Genomic DNA, 20,469 nt, shown 5'->3' on the forward strand with positions numbered 1-20,469 from the left:
AGGAGCATTGAACCACAGGATATGGCTACGACATTGACTGTTACTCCGTGGGACGCCGATACGGCCCTGGCAGGCTTCGAGGCGCGCACGCTCACGTTCCCTGCCGATGACGAAGGACCGGTCATCGCTACCCTGGTGCGCCGGCGCGCCGCTGCTCCGTCGGGCCGCGCGGCGCTCTACATCCATGGCTTTGTGGATTATTTCTTCCAGACGCATCTGGCCGAGGCCTTCAATACCCGTGGCTACCACTTCTATGCCCTTGACCTGCGCAAGTGCGGCCGCTCGCTGCGCCCTGGCCAGACGCCGCACTTCTGTACCGATCTCCGTGACTACTACGCCGAGCTTGACGCCGCCATCACCCTCATCTTCGACGAAGAGGACCGGCCCTGGCTCCTGCTCGATGGCCATTCCACCGGCGGTCTTATCGCCGCGTTGTATGCCCACGAGGGGCGCTGGCGCGAGCGGGTCAAGGCCCTGTTCCTGAACAGCCCCTTCTTTGCCTTTTATCTCCCCCGGCGCCGGATGCTGGCCGCGCGCCTGTTTGCCGCCCTGGGCCGCTGGCGCCCCCGGCTCGCCTCTAATAGTTCCGTCTCGCCGTTCTATGCCCATAGCCTGCACCGCAACTACTATGGCGAGTGGGAGTTCAACCTGAACTGGAAACCGATTGAGGGCTTTCCGGCCTATGCCGGGTGGATGCGGGCGGTGATGCGGGGACAGCGCCGGCTCCAGGCCGGGCTAGAGATCGCCTGTCCAGTGCTGATTATGCACTCGACGCGCTCGCTGCTCCTCTCCCGTTGGGACGAACGCCTGCTGCGGGCGGATGCGGTGCTCAACGTGGCCCATATGCGCCGTTACGGGCCGGGCCTCGGCCCGCGGGTGACGCTGATCGCCATCGAGGGCGGCATGCACGACCTGACCCTCTCGGCTGCGCCGGTGCGCGCCCGGGTCTTCGAGGAGTTATTCGCCTGGCTGGAATGGGTCACGCTGCAGGGCCGACGCTGCTAGCGACGGCGGCCGCGGGGGAACGCCGGGGGGAAGCGCATACCAAACGTCACGGGCGGGGTGACCGCACGGTCGCCCGCCCGTGTTTCAGCAGTTTGACCATCACAGCACCCCGTAGGCGACAAATGCGCCGATCACGCATCCCGCCGCCAGGAGCAAGCCGGCAACCACCTGCATCGGGGTGTGGTTGCGGGTGCGCACCCGCGCCCATCCCAGGGCCAGGGCGCACAGCCAGAGGGCCAGACCCAGCGGCTCGGAGTACAGCGCGGCCAGCGTCGCCGTCGAACCCATGCTTGAGGCATGGATGCTGATCTTCCAGTACAGGTTGATGAGCCAGGCCACTACACTGATTGCCAGCCCCGACGCCGCCAGCGCCAGGATGGGCCGCGGTGCGCCGAGCAGTTGCAACACGACCATACCCGCTATCAGATTGGCGATGCCGAAAAGATACAATTCATTGCGCTGCGAGCGCACCGAGATATCGTCATCGGTGTAGGCCCCCTGGCGCAGGCGAATGGTGAAGAAGAGGGTCGGCGGCAGCACCTGTAGCCCGGTGCAGAGCAAGGCCCAGTACAACCCTGTCTGGCGCGGCTCGACGCCTAGCAGACCTACGATAAAGATACTGACCATGCCGAGAAACACCGGATGAAACACCTGCGAGATAAGCCGGGCCACGGCATAGCCGCGGCCCGGCGCTGCCCCCCGCTGGATGGCCTCAGCGGTCAGATCGTTCTGTGAAGACATGTTCATGCGATCCTTTACTCGGTTCACCGGCGCCGAGCGTCCGGTAGCATGCCAGTAAACGCTGTGCGGCCGTCTCCCAGCGAAACAGCCGCGCCTGGGCCGGTCCGGCAACCCGCAGGCGCGCGGCCTCGCGCAGGGCGCGGGTGATGCCGTCGGCGATGGCGGCTTCATCAAGGGGGTCCACCAACACTGCTGCTTCACCGGCGACTTCGATCAGGCTGGATACGCCTGAAGTGACCACCGGGGCGCCACAGGCCAGGGCTTCCAGTACCGGCAATCCGAACCCTTCGTATAGGGAGGGGTACACAAAGGCCCGCGCAAGATTATACAACGCCGGAAGATCTGCGTCGGCAACAAAATCGAGCATGTGCACCCGATTCTGGAGCTCCAGTTGTTCCACCGTCGCGAAGATATCCTCGTAAAGCCATCCGCGCCGCCCGGCGATCACCAGGTGCAGCTCCGGGTCGGCGAGGCGCGCGAAGGCGCGCACCAGGCGTGGCAGGTTCTTGCGCGGCTCCAGCGTACCAACGAAGAGCAGAAAGTTCGTCGGCAGCCCTAAGCGCGCGCGGGTCGCTTCCAGGGCGGTGGAGGGCAAGGGCTGGAAACGCGCATCCACGCCGGGATAAATCAGGCGGACGCGCGACCCGTCCACTCCGAGCAGCCGTGCGAGGTCTGCCGCCGTGGCCTGCGAATCGACCAGCACCAGATCGGCGCGGCGCAGCGCGCGCGGCACGGCGCGGGTGAGGTAGCGCCGCAGCCCGGCCTCGGCGCAGTCTGGCCGCACCAGAAAGGTGAGATCATGCACAGTGACCAGGGTGCGCGCGCGGGTTGGCGGCAGGACGAAATCGGGAGCGTGCAGCAGGTCCATAGGGCCTGCGAGCGCCTCGGCACGCAGCGGCAGGCGCAGGCGCTGCCAGAGGATGGTGAGCAGGCGCGGGCTCAGGGGAATGGGCCGCAGTTGCACATTGGGGTGCGCAGCGCGCAGGGCGCGCAGATCTGCCACGTAAGGCGATGCGGCGGGCAGGGCGCCCGCCGCATAGAAGAGACGATAGGTGATTGTTCGATCAAGCCCGACCACGGCGCGGATCAACTCGCGCGTATAGCGCCCGATCCCCGCGCCCTGCCATACTGCCGCGGTGTAATCAACCCCGATGTGCATGCGCCTGGAACTGTGCCCCTGTAGAGCAACCTTGAAAGTTGCTCTACAGGGTTTTACATCATCGCCTTTTGCTGAAAATGTAGGCGATAAAGCCGCCGAAGACGATGCTCCAGAAGTTGATCAGCCGGTCGAGGAAGGTGACTGCCGCACCCAGGTGCTTATCCACCCCGAAGAAGGTGAGCACCACGGTGATCGTCCCTTCGACGACTCCGAGGCCGGCAGGGGTGATCGGCAGCGCAGTCAGCAAGGAGGAGGAGAGAGCCACAAAAATGATCGCCGAGAGAGAGAGGGTGGCCATGGTCGGTCCAAGGGACTCGATCACGAAAAAGAGCCGGAAGCCCTCAAGGAGCCAGACCCCCGCGGTCAACCCAATCAGACGAGGGAGAATAGCGGGCCTGAACGAGCGCAGGGCGGCATACTCAAAGCGCCCATAAAACCCGTGCAACCGTCGCGGCAACACCCGGTGAACCAGGGGGCTGAACCAGCGCATTCCCGCCAGGCCGCCGAGGATCGTCACCATCAGCAGGCCGCCAAACCCGAAGACGATCTGCGTGCCTTCGGGCATATGCGCCCCGAAGGTAAAGTACGCCGAGATGACCAGCATGCCGAACAGACCAAGCATGTCGAGCAGACGCTCGGCGAAAATGGTGCCAATCGAGGTCGAGAAGCTGACCTTTCCATTGTGCTTGAGCAGATAGGCCCGGTAGGCGTCGCCGAGCTTCGCGGGCACGATGCAGTTCGCGAACCACGATAGATAGATGTACTCCATCAGCGCGGGCATCGAGGCCCAGCTACCCCGGCCCTCATCAACCGGCACGCCCGCGTTGCGCAACAGCACCCGCCAGCGCAGCGCGCGTAGCGGAAAGGTCAGATAAAAAATGCCCAGACCAGCCAGGAGCAGCCAGGGGTTGGCCTGCCGCATATACTGCCAGGTCGTCGCCAGGTCAATATCCAGACCACGCAGGACAAAGATGACAATCGCGATGGCAAGGCCAAAAGAGATGAGCGTGCGCGGACTGCGCAGACGCTCCCATAATGAAAACCCTTCGCGGGCAATCTCGACCTCAGGAGAGACCTCAGGCGTCGCCAGCGTTTCTACTGGCAAGGGCGCCTCCGTGGCAGAGGAACCCTTCGTATGATCTACAATCATGCCTCGGCCTGCCTTTTGTTAATGGTGCGGATGCTACATTCTGGAGGAGTATACCGTATTTTGCACATTTGGGCCAGTAACAAATCTGTTAGTCTTCATACGACATTGAGAGTGGGCAGGACCTCTATCTGGTACCATTCCCAGAAACGTGCCAGACCCTCCTCAACGCTGGTGCCGGCCCGAAAGCCCAGCAGCCGCCCCGCTTTTTCGGTCGAAGCGTAGGTAATGGGCGGCTCGGTTGGCGGCAGGGGCTGCGCCTCGATCAGTGCGCGTATTCCGGTGATCTGTTCGAGCAGGGCAACGAAGCGCTGGAGCTCGACGGGGCTCGAGTTTCCTAAATTGAAGATTTCGTAGCCCCGCGCCCGGTCAAGGGCCGCGATCACGCCGGCAACGATGTCATCAATGTAGGTGTAGTCGCGGTACAGGCCAACTCCCCGCTCGAAGAGTACAATCGGCTGTCCGCGCACCATTCTATCAACAAATACATACGGCGTCATATCCGGGCGACCCCGGGGGCCATACACGGTGAAGAACCGTACTACACTCATCGGCGTGCCGTAGAGGCTGTGGAACGTATAGCCAAGCACTTCGGCGGCTTTCTTTGTCGCGGCGTAGGGCGAAAGGGGACGATCAGTCGAATCGTCTTCTTCGAACGGCAATTTAGTCGTGCGACCATAGACCGACGAGGTCGAGGCGAGCACGAAGCGTTCCACGTCGTAGCGGCGGGCCAGTTCCAGCAGATGCACAGTGCCGCCGACGTTGACCTGCTCGTAGAGAGCGGGGTTGGCGATCGAGGGCCGCGGGCCGGGCAGGGCCGCCAGGTGCACCACCTCGCGTGGACGGTAGCGCTCAAACACCGCGGCCAGCGCCTCGGCGTCGCGGATGTCGGCCTCGACCAGCACAAAGCCTGGCTGGGTAGCTGCCCAGGCAAGGTTACATCGTTTGCGTTCGGGAGCATAGTAGGGAGTGAAGTTGTCGAGACAGATCACCTGTTCTCCACGGCGCAGCAGTGCCTCTACCGTATGGCTGCCGATGAAGCCCGCGCCGCCGGTTACGAGACAGGGCATAGCCGGTCCTCCTGTCCACGTGCGAGACGCTGTGCTCTGCTAGTCGCCCTTGCCCGCAGAGAGATGAGGAAGTCAGGGTTTACTACACCTTTTCCCGCTGCTCTTATGGTAAAACCAGGGCGGCGCTGCCGCAAAATAACGCGATGAAGAGAAGGTCCTGAAAGTGGATAGTCCTACCAGGCCCTTTCACGCATGGTGGTGCGGAAAACTGGTATTCGACCAGGGTGAGGATGTAGCCCTTCCGCATTAAATTAATCTGTGGCCGCTGTTCACGCCGCAGCGTCCTGATGCGGCGGAGGGCGTTACCAACTTCCGCATTAAATTAATCTGTGGCCGCTGTTCACGCAGCGGCCCGGTTAGATGGCGTCTGAGGAAAGGGACGCCTCACACGCATGCAACACGGCCCAGATCGCGCCCAGTTGCAGCCCCATGTTCAGCACATGCAGGTTCTCAAACAGGTTATGGGCAGCGACGGCGGCAACCACGCCAATCCCCCCGACTGCCACCCCTGACCACAACCAGCCTCGCGCGGCGCGGACGGCGCGAACCGCCTGGGCCATCACCGCGCCGATCAGCAGCAGGTAGGCCGCCAGGCCAACCACTCCGGCCTCGGCGGCGATATGCAGGTAGTAGTTGTGCGCGTGGCCCCGCGAGGTGTACCAGGGCCGCACGCTGAATGGCGGCGCGTCTGGACCGGGGGGGCGCTCGTAGGCGATGCTGTAGTTGCCCGGTCCAACGCCCAGCAGGGGCCGGCTACGGAACATGTTCCAGCCGGCCTGGAGGTGGGCCATGCGCTCCACCACCGCGAAATTCTCGGGCGTCACGGCAACGCCGCGCGCGTCGAAGAGGCGCAGGTTCCGTACCAGGCTGATGGCGCGCTGCTCGACCGCGTCGGGCAACAGGCCGCCCCCGCCAAGCGCCAGGAGCGCCACCCCCACCGCGGTGACCGCTACCAGGAAGCGCCTGACCGGTACGCGCAGATCCGCCGGCAGCAACGCGAAGGCGGCACCCCCAAGGGCCAGCATGCCGGCCATGGCGCCGATCCATCCTCCGCGCGAGAAGCTGGCGATCAGCGCCCCCCCGGTCAGGAAGGCCGCCACACCGGCAAGCGCCAGCGTGAGGAGGACCGGACGGCGCGGCGCGCCCTGGCGCAGGCCCACCGGGGCGAACAGCGCCAGACCCGCTGCCAGGGGCCAGGCCTGGTTCATATAGCCGGCGAACGAGTTAGGCTGCCCGATGGTGCCATAGGCCCGCACCCGCCCGCCGCCGATCCTGAAACTCTCAGGACCCAGACCCAGGGCGAACTGGACCAGGCCCAGGGCGCCCGCCGTCGCCGGGGCCGCCAGCAGGCAGATCAGCAGCCCCCAGACGCGCCAGTCGGGGCGGCGAGGGGAACGTTGCCCCTGTTCGAAGCCCAGGGCGCGCAGGGCGAGCACGTACACCAGCAGCACGGTGGACCATCGCGCTGTCTCGCGCAACCCTTCGGCAAGGCTAAAAGGAGTAAACACCGCCGAGAGGCCCAGCGTCCACACAAAGATCGCCAGCGGGACGAACAGAGGTCCCAGAACCAGCGGTTGTTCGGGGAAGGCAAGCACGTGGAAGGTCAAACTGGCCGCCGCCAGCAGTAGAGCGGCCTGAGTGACGGTAAGGCCGCCCGGCAGCAGCCAGACCTCCTGCACGGGCACCGAGAGCACCAGCAAATACAGCGCCCAGATGGGGTCGAGCAAAGCCAGGACAGCGGCCAGAGCGCCAATCACGAGCGCGGTCGCCAGGGGGATCGGCAGGGTTGCCACGCCCAGGCCCAGGGCCGTAGCGCCAGCAAGAGCCGCCAGGCCTGCGCGCCGCGTCTCCCGCCCGAAGCTCCTGGCCCCCACACGCCAGCGCATCGCCTACAACTCGCCCCGGCGCCGAAGCTCTTCGCGGAACCAGGGAATGGTCTGCCGCAACCCCTCCTCCAGGGTCACCAGCGGCTCCCAGCCCAGCACGCGGCGAGCCTTGGAAATATCGGGCTGGCGCACCTGCGGATCATCGCGGGTGCGCAGATCCTTATAGACAATCGTACTCTTGCTGCCGGTCAACCGGATGACCACATCGGCGAATTCCCGGATGGTAAACTCGCCTGGATTACCAATATTGACTGGTTCGACCTCATCCGAGAAGAGCAGCCGGTAGACCCCTTCAACCAGATCACTCACATACTGAAAACTACGGGTCTGTAAGCCATCGCCATAGACGGTCAGCGGTTCATTCTTCAGGGCCTGCCGGATAAAATTGGGCACCACCCGGCCATCACGGAGGCGCATGCGCGGACCATAGGTGTTAAAGATACGCACAATGCGGGTATCGAGGCCGTGGTAGTTATGGTAGGCCATTGTCATCGCCTCGGCGAACCGCTTGGCCTCATCATAAACGCCCCGCGGCCCGACAGGGTTAACGTGGCCGTAGTAGCTCTCCGGCTGGGGATGCACCTGCGGATCGCCATACACCTCGGAGGTAGACGCCAGCAAGAAGCGTGCGCCCTTGGCCTTGGCCAGACCCAGGGCCTTGTGCGTGCCGAGGGCGCCGACCTTGAGGGTCTGGATGGGGAGTTCCAGATAATCTATTGGCGAGGCTGGCGAGGCGAAGTGCAGAATGGCGTCGAGCGGTCCATCAACATAGATATAGTTGGTAACATCGTGCTTGATAAACAAAAACCGCGGATGGCCTGCGAGGTGCGCGATATTATCCGTGGTCCCGGTGATCAGATTATCCATCGCGATCACCTCGTGGCCCTCGCTGAGAAAGCGGTCGGCGAGATGGGAACCGAGGAAGCCTGCGCCACCGGTAATAAGCACACGCATGTTGAGCCCTTTTCTCTTTCTGTTCAGTATGCTCCGCGACCGCTGATCAGCACCGGGATAAGCATAAGCAGGATGCGAAGATCCATGCTTACCGACCAGTTCTCGGCATAATAGATATCGAGTCGAACCTGCTCGTCGAACGACATATCGCTTCGTCCCAGAGCCTGAGCCAGACCGGCGCAACCGGGCAGCACCTCGAGCCGGCGACGGTGCCAGGGTTCGTAGCGCGCCACTTCATCGGGAAGGGCGGGCCGCGGTCCAATCAGGCTCATCTCCCCGCGCAGCACATTCCAGAACTGCGGCAACTCATCAAGGCTGCTCCGGCGCAAAAAGCGCCCGATGCGCGTAACGCGCGGATCGTCGCGCATCTTAAATAACGGCCCATCCGCCTCGTTCCGCGCAGCAAGTTCGGCCTTCCGCGCCTCGGCATCAGGCACCATGGTGCGGAACTTGTAGCAGATGAAAGGCTGCCCGCCTTTCCCCACACGAACCTGGCGAAACAACACCGGACCGCGCGAGTCCAGCTTGATCAGCAGCGCGATGAGGGCGACAAGAGGCAAGACCAGGGGCGCCGTCAGGAGCACTGTGGTGACGTCAATGGCGCGTTTGAGCAGCAGATTAGCGCCGCTCAGCCGGATCTCTTTGGGCCGCAGCAGCGGCACGCCGCTCAGTTGCAGCACATCCACCCGGTCGAAGCTCAACTGGTGCACATCCGGGGCGATCTGGTACCGGACGCCCAGACGCTGACAGACGGCCACCAGCTCTGGCAGGCGGCTCTGCTCGGCAAACGGCAGAGCCACAATCACCTGCTGTGCGCCGCTCTGCTGAATGGCCCGCTCCAGGTCTTCCAGTTTGCCCAGATGGCGATAGACCCGTGTGGCGCGGCCATTGGCAACGATGGGCTGATCGTCTACATAGCCGACCAGCGTGTAGCCCAGGCCCGGCGACGAGGCGATGCCATTCATCACCTGCTGGCCCAGATCGGCGCCCCCAACCACCAGCACCCGATCCCGGCCAACCCCGTGGGACCACTGCCAGTGCCGCACGCTCGCGAGGGCGATCCGCCAGCCGCTGAGGAGCGTGAAAATGCTGACCCCGGCGAACGCGAAGATCAACCGCGAATAGTAGAATGGCTTATAGAGAAAAACAAAAATGATCAACAGGGCCAGGCCGGTAACCAGACTATTGAAAATGATGCCAAGTTGATCGAACAGGCTCAGACGGGGGGCGGCGCGATACAGGCCCTGACTGGCAAAGCGCACTGCCAGGAAGAACATCAGCGGCAGGACCGAGGGAAGCAAAAAGGCGCTAAACTCCACATGGTTCTTCGTAGCGACTTCAAGAACCACACGGTCGAACGGCGGAGGCCAGTCGGCGAGATAGCGCAGCCAGTACGCGATAGCAAAGCCGGCGAGGATCAGCGCCTGATCGAAGGCCACTACCCCGACAAGCGCCAGGCGTCGCAGGCGCCTGGCGACCCAGGGCTGTTCAGGAGTGGTCAGTACCGGCTGAGCGGTCTGGTGGATGCTTCTGTCCATGGGGTTCTCCCGCATCTACCCGGCCCTTGCAAGCGGGGCTATACACCCGTGCTTCCAGACAGGGCATGTGCAGGGCTCCGCCTGTCGCACCACCGCTACCTACTCACGCCGGCCTGATCGAGACGAGCCGTGACGTGTTGGATAGCGCACAATATCCTGATCCTATATCGGATGCGAGGCCTCATGCACATAGTGATCGGCTAGAGCAAAGCCGGGTATATGCGGATTGTACCATACAACCCGGGGACGCCAATAGTCCCGCGCGTCTCAGGCGATTTGCTGTGCGCCATCGTTAACGGCGTCGCCCGGATCAGCGGCTGACGAGCGCAGATTCTCCAGGTATAGCGCGATGCCAGGAATAGCCGCGACCATAAGCATGAGCGCGAGAAGAGCAAGCCAGGCCATAGGTCCTCTACACCGTGAAAGCAAGATTTCAGAACCGATCGTTCCGGCTTGAGCAGCGCTCTACAGCCCACATTCTGTGGAGATGTGTAGGGCTGTGGAGTTGTGGCGATGAAGACTCAGATAGTCAGACCCATGGGCAAGATGCCTTACATTGGTTGAGCGACTACGCTAAGCGAAACGACGCCGAACGTTCGAGCGACACATCCAGCCGGCTGGCTTGCCTTGCGTATCCTACCACACTTGCGCCAGGGCGCAAGTGGAGCGAAGCCGGTGCATGTTATGTTGACTGCATCCGTATTCACTGCAGAGGACGCAGAGGGTTGTAAAAGCCAATCCTCTAGCCTTCTCGGCAGGCTCTGCGCTAAGTTGAACCGACGCCGAAACCACAGCAGGGGCTTACAGGACCACTCAGCCGCCCGGGGATGGTTTTTTGGCGCTTCTGGCGGCTATCATAGCTATGCGCGGGATCTGGTATCATTCTGGCAGAAGGGCGCGAAACCCGGTGGCCCCAGCGAGCCAGCCATGTCTCACGAATCTTCCAAACTCCGCAGATCTACAGAGAACAGCACGGAAGCGCCGCTCGGTCAGGGGCCGTTTCAGGCGCACGAAAGCCTGATCGAGCGCCGCATCCGCGAGGCCGAGGCCGCGGGCATGTTTGACAATCTGCCCGGCGCGGGCAAACCATTGCCGCTGGACGACGATGACCATGTACCGGAGGATCTGCGCATCGGCTATCGCTTGCTCAAGAATGCGGGCTACGCTCCCTCGTGGATCGAGTTGCAGAAGCACATCTACGCCGAGCTCGCTGATCTGGAGCGCTGGCTGGCCCATGTCACCGCGCGCTGGGCCCGGACCGGCCCGCTGGAGCGCGAACGCCTGCGCGCGGAGTACGCGCAGAAGGTGCACGACCTGAACCGGCAGATCACCACGTATAATCTCATCGCCCCACCGGCAGCCGGCCAGTTGCCGCTACGCCGGCCCGGGCGCGAACTCGCCGAGTAGGCGCTGTTTCAAAACCTTGCGGGTAGAGGGGCGTGGGGTAATCTGGTTTCCCCACGCCCCTGCCTGAGGGGAGGCGCTGGAGGGGCGTAGCTCCGCTTATGCCGCGCGGGCGGCGGCGGGCTTGAGTTCCTCGGTGCCCTCGGCGGCGTTTTCGATGCGCGCTACGGACTCCCGCGGCGCCACGGTCCAGAAGAGGTTGCGATAGTTTTCCCAGCGGGCCAGGATCTCGGCCCCGCGCGGGCTGCCGGTCAGTTCGACGTGCCGGCGGATCAACTGTTGCACCCGAGCCTCATCGCGGGCGCTCATAGGGCGCAACTCGATCAACTGCGGATTGTAGCGCCGCTCGAAGCTGCGGGTTTCATCCAGCACGTAGGCGATGCCGCCGGTCATCCCGGCCCCGAAGTTGCGCCCGGTTGGCCCCAGGATGACCACGGCGCCCCCGGTCATGTACTCGCAGCCGTGGTCGCCCACGCCCTCGACGACGGCGACGGCGCCGCTGTTCCGCACGGCGAAGCGCTCACCGACCTGACCCGCAGCGTACAGTTCGCCGCCGGTGGCGCCGTAGAGCAGGGTGTTGCCGGCGATGACGTTCTCGTGCCAGGCGAAGCGCGCCTGGGGGTCGGGCGCGACCACAATCACGCCGCCGGCCATCCCCTTGCCCACATAGTCATTGGCCTCGCCGGTCAGCCGCAGTTCCACTCCCGGGGCGTTGAAGGCGCCGAAGCTCTGGCCAGCGCTGCCCCGCACGTGAATGGTGATCGTGCCGGGCGGCAGGCCCTTGTCGCCGTAGATCTGGCCGATGGCGCCGGCAAGCCGGGCCCCGACGCTGCGATTGCGATTGCGGATCGTATAGCTCAGCGTGACCGGACCACGGGCGGCCAGAGCGCCGCGGGTGTCGAGCATGATGCGGTCATTCAGGCTCTCCTCGGGTGGCAGGGCGTTGTTCTTGCCGTTATGGCGAATTTCATGCGTGCCGACCATGCGCGCCGCGCCCAGGACGGGGGTCAGATCCAGATCGTCGGCGCCGGGATATCCCGTTGGGCGCTGCCGCAGCAGATCGGTGCGGCCCACCGCCTCGTTGAGCGAACGCAGGCCGAGGGAGGCCAGGATCTCACGAATCTCCTGGGCCAGGTAGCGGAAGAAGGCCATGACCATTTCGGGCTTGCCGGGGAACTTGGCGCGCAGTTCGGCCCGCTGGGTGGCGATGCCGACCGGGCAGGTGTTATTGTGGCAGGCGCGAGCCATGATGCAGCCTTCGGCCACCAGGGCCGCCGTGCCGAACGAAAACTCATCGGCGCCGAGGAGCGCGGCCATGACCACATCGCGTCCTGTCTTCAGCCCCCCGTCGGCGCGCACGCGCACCCGCCCGCGCAACCCGTTGAGCACGAGGGTCTGCTGGGTCTCGGCCAGGCCAAGTTCCCAGGGCACGCCGGCGTTCTTGATACTGCTGAGCGGCGCGGCGCCAGTGCCGCCAGCGTGACCGCTGATGAGGATAATATCGGCATAGCCCTTGGCGACGCCCGCGGCAATGGTGCCTACCCCGGCAGTAGCCACCAGTTTCACGCTGACGGTGGCGTTGGGGTTCACCTGTTTGAGGTCGTAGATCAGTTGGGCCAGATCCTCGATGCTGTAGATGTCGTGGTGCGGCGGAGGTGAGATCAGCGCCACGCCGGGAACGGTATGGCGGATGCGGGCAATCTCCTCATTCACCTTATGGCCAGGCAATTGCCCGCCCTCACCGGGCTTGGCGCCCTGGGCCATTTTGATCTGCAACTCACTGGCGCTGGCCAGATACGCGGGCGTCACGCCGAAGCGCCCGGAGGCCACCTGCTTGATGCGGCTGTTACGCTCGTCCTTGAAGCGCTCGGCTTCTTCGCCGCCCTCGCCGCTGTTGGCCAGGCCGCCGAGGCGGTTCATGGCGATCGAGAGCGTCTCATGGGCCTCTTTGCTGGTCGAGCCGTGGCTCATCGCCGCGGTGCTGAAGCGTTTGACGATTGACTCCACCGGTTCCACCTCATCGAGCGGCACGGGAGGACCGGCGGGCACAAACTCGAGCAGATCGCGCAGTTCCGTCGGCGGGCGCGCGTGCACCAGGTCGGCATAGGCGCGGTAGAGAGCGTAGCCCTCAGGGCTGATGCGGTCGCGGCTGTCGCCATTCAGGGCGTAGGGGTTCTGCACGGCCCGGTGCAGGGCGTGGATGACCGCAGGGCTGAAGGCGTGGTACTCCCCGTCCTTCTTGAATTTGTAGAAGCCGGGATGGGGCAGGGCCGGCGCAGCGTCGCCGAAGGCCCTGCGCTGGCGGGCGCGCACGTCGCGTTCGAGCTTCTCCAGGCCCACACCGCCGATGCGCGAAGGCGTGCCGGTGAAGCAGGCGTCAATCAGTTCCTGATCAAGCCCGACAACCTCGAAGATCTGCGCTCCGCAGTAGCTGTCCAGGGTGGAGATGCCCATCTTCGACATCACCTTTAGCAGGCCCTTCTCGAGCGAGACGATCAGATTGTGCTCGGCCTCTTCGGCCAGGGTGCGCGAGCGGGGATCGTCGCGCACCTTCTCGACGGGAGCGCTGGACGTCTTTTGCCGTAGCGCCTCGCGCTCCAGGGCCAGGTGGCGCACGCTGGCCAGCGCCAGGTAGGGATTGACCGCCTCGGCGCCGTAGCCGGTCAAGCAGGCCAGGTGGTGGACCTCGCGCACCTCGCCGGTTTCGGCCACAATGCTACAGAGGGTGCGCAGTCCCGCGCGGATCAGGTGATGATGAACGGCGCCAACGGCCAGGAGCGCGGGAATTGGCGCGTGGGATGGGTTCACCCCGCGATCGCTGATGATCAGGATGGAGGCCCCGGCGCGCACGGCCTCGGCGGCCTCGGCGCGCAGGCGCTCCAGAGCGTCAGCAAGAGTCTCATCGGCGTGCAGGAGAGCCGCGACCGTGGCCACGCGCAGGGCCGGATCGCGCTGGGCGCGGATGGCGGCAAGCTGCGCGTCGGTCAACACCGGGGAGGTGAGTTGCAGCAGGTGGGCGTGCTCGGGTGTCTCGGTAAGCACATTGCCACGCCGGCCCAGGGCAATGCTAAGGGACATCACCAGCTCTTCGCGCAGCGGGTCAATCGGTGGGTTGGTGACCTCGGCGAAGCGCTGCTTGAAGTAGTGAAAGAGCGGACGCCCCAGTTCCAGTTGGGAGAGCACTGCCGTGGGCGTATCATCACCCATCGAACCAACCGGCTCGTGTCCGGTGGCAGCCATAGGCTTCAAAATAACGTTCATCTCCTCCGACGTATAGCCAAAGGCCATCTGCAACGGCTGCAGATCGGCGCCCTGCGCGGCGACATCCGCTCCCTCCGGCGTCTCCGGCTCGTGCGGCGGCAGCGTGCGCAGATGCTGGCCGACCCAGGCGCCGTAGGGCCGCAAACCGGCGAGGTAGCTCTTCACGTCCTCGTTAGTGAAGAAGTTGCCGGTCGCCGTATCAACGGCGATCATCTGCCCGGGACCGAGCTTGCCCTTATGGACGACGCGCCGTTCGTCTACACTGACCGCGCCAACCTCGGAGCCGGAGAACACCAGCCCATCATCGGTGACAATATAGCGCGCCGGGCGCAGGCCGTTGCGGTCGAGGGCCGTGCCCACGATGCGCCCATCGGAGAAGGTCAGGGCGGCGGGCCCGTCCCACGGCTCGATCAGGCAGGCATGGTACTGGTAGAAGGCGCGCAGGGCCGGCGGCAGGTCGGGCACCTTTTCCCAGGCCTCGGGCACCAGCATAGTAAGAGCATGGCGAATATCGCGCCCGCTGATCACCAGCAATTCAAGGGCATTATCAAGCATCGCCGAGTCGGAGCCGCGCTCGTCGAGCACCGGGGTGAGGGCCACAGGGCCATCCACGGGACCGGCGGCGAGAAAATCGGCGGGCAGGTGTAGCACTGCCTGGCGGGCGCGCATCCAGTTGGCATTCCCCTGGATGGTGTTGATCTCGCCATTATGGGAGAGCATGCGGAAGGGCTGAGCGCGCTCCCAGGTAGGGAAGGTGTTCGTCGAGTAACGCTGGTGATACACCGCGATGGCGGTAGTAAAGGCCGGGTCGCGCAGGTCGAGGTAGAAATCGGCCAGGTTGCTGCCCAGGAGCAACCCTTTGTAGACAATGGTGCGGCTCGAGAACGAAGGCACGTAGGCGGCGAGGTTCTCGCGCTGGAAAGCGGCTTCGATAGCCTTGCGGGTCAGGTACAGGGTGCGTTCAAAGGCAACGTCGTCGAGACCGGTGGGGCGCGCGATCAGCGCCTGGCGGATCAACGGCATCGCCGCGCGCGCGCGCTGGCCGAGGGTCTCGGGGTCAACCGGCACGTCGCGCCAGGCCAGGAGCGTCAGGTTGCGCTCCGCAAGGGCCCGGGCGACAATGGTGCACGCCGCGGCGCTGGCGTCCTCTGCGTGCGGCAAAAAGAACATCCCCACCGCCAGATCCGCCGGCTCTGCGGTGATGCCCTGGCGACGCAACTCGCGGAGCATCAACGCGCGCGGTATCTGGGTGAGCACGCCGGCGCCATCGCCTGTTCTCGCATCGTCGGCGACGGCGCCGCGATGCTCCAGGTTGCCGAGGGCCTCGAGGGCCATAGAGAGGATCTCGTGACCAGGCTGGCCACTGATGCGGGCGACAAAGCCGATCCCGCAGGCGTCGTGCTCAAAACGCGGGTCGTACAATCCGTGAGCGTCGCGCACAGGAAGTTGCATCGTTACCACCTTGCACTCTAGTGAAAACAGACAAACGCCCGCCAGACCCTCGGCCCTTCGAGGGAGTGGCGGGCATCGTTGGCGTATCAGTTTGCCGATGCCGGCGGATGCATAAACCGCCTCGCAGCGCATCCTTGCGCCGACGAGGCCGGGTGGGCTGAGAACCTTGGCCCGAATGGAGCGACCCTTATGGACGTTTGAGAACCTGCCAGACGAGCTAGAGGTGCAAAAAGCCGCCGGACTCAACCGTTGAACTTCCGGCAGCGCCGCACTGCACCGCACCGATGGGTTCATTAATTTCGTGTTATGTAGGACTATACAATGTTCTGTGGGCACTGTCAATATCACTGTCCAATCATCGCGGCGGGATTTTGTGCGGAAGATCCAAGCGGCGCAATCCGGAGGGTTGCGCCTGCCGTACCTCCTGCCGACCTGTGCTACACTGTCGGGACTATGCAGACGCCACGGATCGCTTACTGTTCGCCGGTGAATCCGGCGCCCTCCGGCATCTCCGACTACAGCGAGGAGTTGCTGCCCTACCTCGGGCAGTACGCCGACATCGTGCTGTTTGTCGAGGATGGCTTGCGCCCGGCCAACCGGCGTCTGGTGCAACACCTCGAGGTGCTGCCGCTGCGCCGCCTCCCGCGCGAGTTGCGAAGGCGCCGCTACGATGCCCTGGTGTACCACATGGGCAATAGCCCGGCGCACGGGGCGATCTGGGACGCGGCCCGGCGGCTGCCGGGGGTTGTTGTGCTGCACGATTTCGTCCTGCACCACTTTATGCTCTGGTATGCCGCCAGCCGGCTGCGGGACGTGCAGAGCTACGTCCGCGCGATGGAGGCGCGCTACGGGGCCTCCGGCGCCCATATGGCCCGGCTCATGATCCGCTCGCGGTTCACCGACGCGGCTTTCGACTTCCCGTGCTGCGAGCCGGTGCTCGCCAGCGCCCGCGGGCTGATCGCCCATAGCCGCTACGTAGCCGGGCGCGCCGCCGCGCTGCGTCCCGACCTGCCCGTGGCCGTTGTGCCGATGGGCGTTCCGCTGCCCAATCTGCCTCCCCGTGAGGCGGCGCGCGCGCGTCTGGGGCTGCCGCCTGAGGCGGTGGTGCTGGCAAGTTTCGGCCACATCAATGCCTGGAAGCGCGTCGAGCCGACGCTGCGGGCTCTGGCCGCTCTGCGCGCCGAGGGCCGCGACGCGCGCTATCTGCTGGTGGGCAGCGTCTCGCCAAACTACGATCTTGCCGGGCTGATCGCCCGCTCGGGTCTGGGCGACGTCGTGACGGTGACCGGCTACGTGCCCCGCGCCGCGTTTGAGAATTATGTCGCCGCCGCCGATATCTGTGTCAACCTGCGCTACCCGACCGCTGGCGAAACCAGCGCCAGTCTGCTGCGGCTCCTCGGCGCCGGGCGCCCGACCCTGGTGAGCGCCGTTGGCGCCTTCGCTGAACTGCCGCCTGGCGTGGCCGCTCAGGTGGACCCTGGCCCCGCCGAGGGCGATCAGATCCTCGCCTATTGTCGCCTGCTGCTCGCCCGCCCGGAGCTGGCAGCGGCCCTGGGGGCGCAGGCGCGGGCTTATGTGGCCGCCGAACACACTCTGGAACGGGCCGCTGCGGGTTACGCGCGTTTCCTTGCCCGCCTGTACGGCTGGCCGGTGGTGCGCAAGATCCGCCCGGCGCCGCTGTGGTTCCCACTTCCGGAGGAGGGCGAGCCGGACAACCTCGCCGTTTCCCCGACACTACCGCCCGCCGCGCCCACGCCGCCAGCGGCAACCTCGCCCCTCGTCGCCAGCGCAGCGCGCGCCCTGGCGGAGATCGGGCTAACTGGAGAGGACACCGGCATTCTGTCGAACGTGGCGCGGCGCATTGCTGAACTGAGTTAAAGTGCGGAGCAACCAGGGTTCCTCGCTCCCCTGTCCGACTGAAAACGGACCTGATAACGAGAGGCAACCAGCAATGGCCATGCCAACGCAGGCGGGCAAGACCCGGTCCGGGTTCGGCCTGCCCGTCACCGATGTGACGATGATTGCGGTCGTAATGATCTGGGGCCTGAACTTCAGCGCTATGAAGATCGGGCTGCGCGAGATTCCGCCGCTGGCCTTCGGCGCGCTACGCTTCGCCGGAGCAGCGCTGTTACTCTGGCTGGCGCTGGCCTGGCGCGAAGCGCCGCTCCGCCTGCCCCCCGGAGCGCTGTGGAAGCTCACCTGGCTGGGGTTCGTTGGCAATACCCTCTACCAGCTTGGCTTCACCTACGGGCTGCGGATCACCACTGCCGCTAACGCTTCGTTGTTGATCGCCACAACCCCGGCCCTGGTCGCCTTTTTCGGCGCGCTGCTCGGCATCGAGCGCCTGCGCCTCCACACCATCGCTGGCATCATTCTGGCCTTTCTCGGCGTGGCCCTGGTAGTTGCTTCGGGGCAACTCCACTTCACTGCCGAAAGCCTGCTTGGCGACCTGTTGCTCTTCGGCTGCGCCGTATGCTGGACGATCTACACCCTGGGCGTCCGTACCCTGACTCAGAGCCTTTCGCCCCTGGCGATCACCGCCTGGACAACCATCACCGGCGCGCCCGCCTTACTGCTCATGGGCGTCCCCGACTTGCTGCGGCTGGACTGGTCCGGGGTTAGCGCGGAGGCGTGGGCCAGCCTGGTCTACGCAACGGCGATCGCCCTGGTGGTCGCCTATGCTCTCTGGAACCACAGCGTGCGCGTCGCCGGTTCGGTGCGCACGGCGATCTATGGCTGCGTGATCCCTTTCTGCGCGGCGCTGCTGGCCTGGCCGCTGCTGGGTGAACAACCGACCTGGAACCAGGCGGCCGGGGCGGTGTTGATCGTGGCCGGAGTACTTCTGACCCGACGGTGATACCATGAGCGTCGCCCCCACCCTGGACCCTGCCTGGTCCATCGAGCTTGCCAGCGACGACCCGACAGCGCTGCTGGCTGCCGAGGAGTTGCGCGCCACGCTGGCGCGCATAGGGGCGCCGGTGTTGCCGATCACCGCAGCGGCGCAGGGACCGCGCATTCTCCTGTCGCATGGTCCCACGGGCGAGGGGTTCATCCGCGTCCCTGATGAGCACGGCCTGAGCCTGCGCGGAGCGGGTCCGCGGGGCTTGCTCTACGCCGTCTACGACCTGCTGGAGGCCCTGGGATGTCGCTGGCCCGCGCCCGAACCTGGCGCGGAGCATCTTCCCCGCCAGGCTCGCATCACCCTCCCCGCCGTCGCCGTCGCCGACCGGCCCGGCCTGGCCCGCCGCGGTCTGATCATCGGCCACGACCTCTTCCTGGCCCAGGCCGAACAGTGGATCATCTGGGCGGCCCGCAACCGCCTCAACACGATCTTTATTCACACGACCATTCGCGCCCCGGCGCTGTGGGCGTGCCGGCTGGCCGCCTGGCGCGAACGCCGCGCCGTACTGTTGCCGCTGCTTCGCCAGCGTGGAATGCGCGTCGAACTGGGGGGCCATCACCTGCGCGACCTCTTGCCGCGTCGTCTCTTCGGCGCATGTCCCGAGATGTTCCGCCATAACGGGCGCCGGCGCACCGCCGACCATAACCTCTGCGTGAGCACCCCCGCCGCGCTGGCCCACGCGCAGGAACTGGCAGCGGCGTTCTTTGCCGCCTATCCCGAAGCCGAGATCTATCACCTCTGGCCGGACGATCTGCGCGCTGGAGGATGGTGTCACTGTCCGAACTGCGCCAGTCTTGGCCCTGCTGACCAGGCCCTGATCGCCGCGAACGCCCTGGCGGAGGCCCTGCCAACCGGGCGTCCTGGCGCCCGAGTGGCTTTCCTGGCCTACCACGACACCGAAACCCCGCCCGCGGCAACGCGCCCGCACCCGCGTGTCACGACCATCTTCGCGCCTCGCCGGCGCAGCTACGCCGAGGGGATGGGTGCGTCGGCCAACGCCGGGGTCGCCGGCAGGCTGGCCCGTTACGCCGAGGAGATCGCGGGGGAGGAACTGACGATCTTCGAATATTACCTGGACGGCATTCTGTTCAAGTCTTCGCCCCCGCCGCTGCCTGAAGTGATCGCCGCCGACATGCGGCACTACCAGGCCACGGGGGCGAGCGGGGTGCACGTGCTGCTGACGGGCGACCGGCCCTTCGTGGCCACGCCGCCCAGCGCCTACCTGTTCGCGCGGCTGGCCTGGGCGCCCACTGCCAGCGCGGAGGACACGCTGGCAGGCTATGCCGCCGCGCGCGCGCCGCGCGCCAGCGAAGCCCTGGTCGAGGCTTACCGCGCCCTGAGCCGCGCCTGGCGGGCCGTGCTCGAACGCGACCCGGAGAAGGACGAGGGCGCGCAGGCGCATCGGGGCCGCGATCCGATCGCTCATCCGCCCGCCGACGTGCTCGACCAGATCATCGCCGGGCCGCGACGCGCCATCGAGCGCCGCCTTGAGCACATACGTTGCGCCGACGAGGAGTTGCAGCGGGCGGCGGGAATGTGGAACGCCGCCCTCGCCGGGGCCGACCTGGACGCCGAACGGGCCGAGTGGGAACTGAGCGCCGCGCTGCTCCACTTCCTCCATCTGCGCCAGCAATTGTACGTTCTGGCGGCCCGTGACGCTGGCACAGCGCTCCTCGGCGAGACGCTGGCCGAGGCTCAGGCGGCCCTTGACACGCTCCTGGCCTGGGCGGACGTTCACGTGCCCCCGGCGGCCCTAGGCGGCCACCGGTTGCTGCGCGCCGCCTTTCAATTGCACCTCGACCACATCGCCGACGCGCGGTTGCTGGGACCGCTGGCCCGCCTGGGCCTGCGGCTGCGCCGCGCGGTGGCCGCGGCCCGCTACGCCGCACGCCTCGACTGGCGATAAGGCCGCCCTTGACGGATGCCTGCCAGGAGCCTATGATGAACCTG

The 20,469-nt window shown here is 65.5% G+C and carries 14 protein-coding genes; 5 read left to right on the forward strand and 9 right to left on the reverse strand.

The window, feature by feature from the left end; all coding sequences use genetic code 11:
- The first annotated feature begins 21 nt into the window (after positions 1 to 21).
- Entirely contained in the window at positions 22 to 1,005 is a 984-nt protein-coding gene (locus NZU74_00080; GenBank protein ID MCS6879709.1) for an alpha/beta hydrolase, read from the forward strand.
- Between the two features lie 99 nt (positions 1,006 to 1,104).
- Here the strand turns inward: NZU74_00080 and NZU74_00085 are convergent, their stop codons facing one another.
- The 8 genes from NZU74_00085 to NZU74_00120 form a co-directional block, all read right to left on the reverse strand.
- Positions 1,105 to 1,746, reverse strand: a complete 642-nt coding sequence (locus NZU74_00085) for a phosphatase PAP2 family protein (GenBank protein ID MCS6879710.1) — start codon at positions 1,744 to 1,746, stop codon at positions 1,105 to 1,107.
- Positions 1,718 to 2,905, reverse strand: a complete 1,188-nt coding sequence (locus NZU74_00090; protein ID MCS6879711.1) for a glycosyltransferase family 4 protein — start codon at positions 2,903 to 2,905, stop codon at positions 1,718 to 1,720. Before NZU74_00090 ends, NZU74_00085 begins: the two co-directional genes overlap by 29 nt.
- A gap of 58 nt (positions 2,906 to 2,963) precedes the next feature.
- Positions 2,964 to 4,010, reverse strand: coding sequence for a flippase-like domain-containing protein (locus NZU74_00095; protein ID MCS6879712.1), 1,047 nt, complete (start codon positions 4,008 to 4,010; stop codon positions 2,964 to 2,966).
- Positions 4,011 to 4,150: 140 nt separating this feature from the next.
- Complete coding sequence (locus tag NZU74_00100) at positions 4,151 to 5,122, reverse strand: GDP-mannose 4,6-dehydratase (GenBank protein ID MCS6879713.1); 972 nt, start codon at positions 5,120 to 5,122, stop codon at positions 4,151 to 4,153.
- Positions 5,123 to 5,478: 356 nt separating this feature from the next.
- On the reverse strand, positions 5,479 to 7,008 hold the full coding sequence (locus NZU74_00105; protein MCS6879714.1) for an O-antigen ligase family protein: 1,530 nt from the start codon (positions 7,006 to 7,008) through the stop codon (positions 5,479 to 5,481).
- A 3-nt stretch (positions 7,009 to 7,011) separates the two neighbouring features.
- Positions 7,012 to 7,962 (reverse strand): SDR family oxidoreductase, encoded by a 951-nt coding sequence (locus tag NZU74_00110; GenBank protein MCS6879715.1) that lies wholly within the window; start codon positions 7,960 to 7,962, stop codon positions 7,012 to 7,014.
- Between the two features lie 23 nt (positions 7,963 to 7,985).
- A complete protein-coding gene (locus NZU74_00115) occupies positions 7,986 to 9,500 on the reverse strand; it encodes a sugar transferase (protein ID MCS6879716.1) in 1,515 nt (504 codons plus the stop codon).
- 267 nt (positions 9,501 to 9,767) lie between these two features.
- Entirely contained in the window at positions 9,768 to 9,905 is a 138-nt protein-coding gene (locus NZU74_00120) for a hypothetical protein (GenBank protein MCS6879717.1), read from the reverse strand.
- A 522-nt stretch (positions 9,906 to 10,427) separates the two neighbouring features.
- Here NZU74_00120 and NZU74_00125 point away from each other — a divergent pair.
- Complete coding sequence (locus NZU74_00125; GenBank protein ID MCS6879718.1) at positions 10,428 to 10,907, forward strand: DUF1992 domain-containing protein; 480 nt, start codon at positions 10,428 to 10,430, stop codon at positions 10,905 to 10,907.
- A gap of 96 nt (positions 10,908 to 11,003) precedes the next feature.
- On the opposite strand, the gene gltB is transcribed toward NZU74_00125, so the two are convergent.
- Positions 11,004 to 15,617, reverse strand: coding sequence for a glutamate synthase large subunit (gene gltB, locus NZU74_00130; protein ID MCS6879719.1), 4,614 nt, complete (start codon positions 15,615 to 15,617; stop codon positions 11,004 to 11,006).
- Positions 15,618 to 16,070: 453 nt separating this feature from the next.
- Here gltB and NZU74_00135 point away from each other — a divergent pair, with 453 nt between their 5' ends.
- From NZU74_00135 to NZU74_00145, 3 genes are all read left to right on the forward strand, one after another.
- Positions 16,071 to 17,495, forward strand: coding sequence for a glycosyltransferase family 4 protein (locus tag NZU74_00135; protein ID MCS6879720.1), 1,425 nt, complete (start codon positions 16,071 to 16,073; stop codon positions 17,493 to 17,495).
- A gap of 73 nt (positions 17,496 to 17,568) precedes the next feature.
- The gene (locus NZU74_00140; GenBank protein ID MCS6879721.1) at positions 17,569 to 18,474 is read left to right on the forward strand and encodes a DMT family transporter; all 906 of its coding nucleotides are present in this window, start codon (positions 17,569 to 17,571) and stop codon (positions 18,472 to 18,474) included.
- Positions 18,475 to 18,478: 4 nt separating this feature from the next.
- On the forward strand, positions 18,479 to 20,425 hold the full coding sequence (locus tag NZU74_00145; protein MCS6879722.1) for a DUF4838 domain-containing protein: 1,947 nt from the start codon (positions 18,479 to 18,481) through the stop codon (positions 20,423 to 20,425).
- Positions 20,426 to 20,469 lie beyond the last annotated feature (44 nt).

The organism is Chloroflexaceae bacterium (genome assembly GCA_025057155.1).
Taxonomy (GTDB): domain Bacteria; phylum Chloroflexota; class Chloroflexia; order Chloroflexales; family Chloroflexaceae; genus JACAEO01.

Excerpts from the sequence above, each read along its gene's own strand:
- gltB (MCS6879719.1), bottom strand. The coding sequence starts at position 15,617 with ATGCAACTTCCTGTGCGCGACGCTCACGGATTGTACGACCCGCGTTTT.
- NZU74_00090 (MCS6879711.1), bottom strand. The coding sequence starts at position 2,905 with ATGCACATCGGGGTTGATTACACCGCGGCAGTATGGCAGGGCGCGGGG.
- NZU74_00085 (MCS6879710.1), bottom strand. The coding sequence starts at position 1,746 with ATGTCTTCACAGAACGATCTGACCGCTGAGGCCATCCAGCGGGGGGCA.
- NZU74_00080 (MCS6879709.1), top strand. The coding sequence starts at position 22 with ATGGCTACGACATTGACTGTTACTCCGTGGGACGCCGATACGGCCCTG.
- NZU74_00105 (MCS6879714.1), bottom strand. The coding sequence starts at position 7,008 with ATGCGCTGGCGTGTGGGGGCCAGGAGCTTCGGGCGGGAGACGCGGCGC.
- NZU74_00125 (MCS6879718.1), top strand. The coding sequence starts at position 10,428 with ATGTCTCACGAATCTTCCAAACTCCGCAGATCTACAGAGAACAGCACG.
- NZU74_00140 (MCS6879721.1), top strand. The coding sequence starts at position 17,569 with ATGGCCATGCCAACGCAGGCGGGCAAGACCCGGTCCGGGTTCGGCCTG.
- NZU74_00110 (MCS6879715.1), bottom strand. The coding sequence starts at position 7,962 with ATGCGTGTGCTTATTACCGGTGGCGCAGGCTTCCTCGGTTCCCATCTC.
- NZU74_00100 (MCS6879713.1), bottom strand. The coding sequence starts at position 5,122 with ATGCCCTGTCTCGTAACCGGCGGCGCGGGCTTCATCGGCAGCCATACG.
- NZU74_00115 (MCS6879716.1), bottom strand. The coding sequence starts at position 9,500 with ATGGACAGAAGCATCCACCAGACCGCTCAGCCGGTACTGACCACTCCT.
- NZU74_00145 (MCS6879722.1), top strand. The coding sequence starts at position 18,479 with ATGAGCGTCGCCCCCACCCTGGACCCTGCCTGGTCCATCGAGCTTGCC.
- NZU74_00135 (MCS6879720.1), top strand. The coding sequence starts at position 16,071 with ATGCAGACGCCACGGATCGCTTACTGTTCGCCGGTGAATCCGGCGCCC.
- NZU74_00120 (MCS6879717.1), bottom strand. The coding sequence starts at position 9,905 with ATGGCCTGGCTTGCTCTTCTCGCGCTCATGCTTATGGTCGCGGCTATT.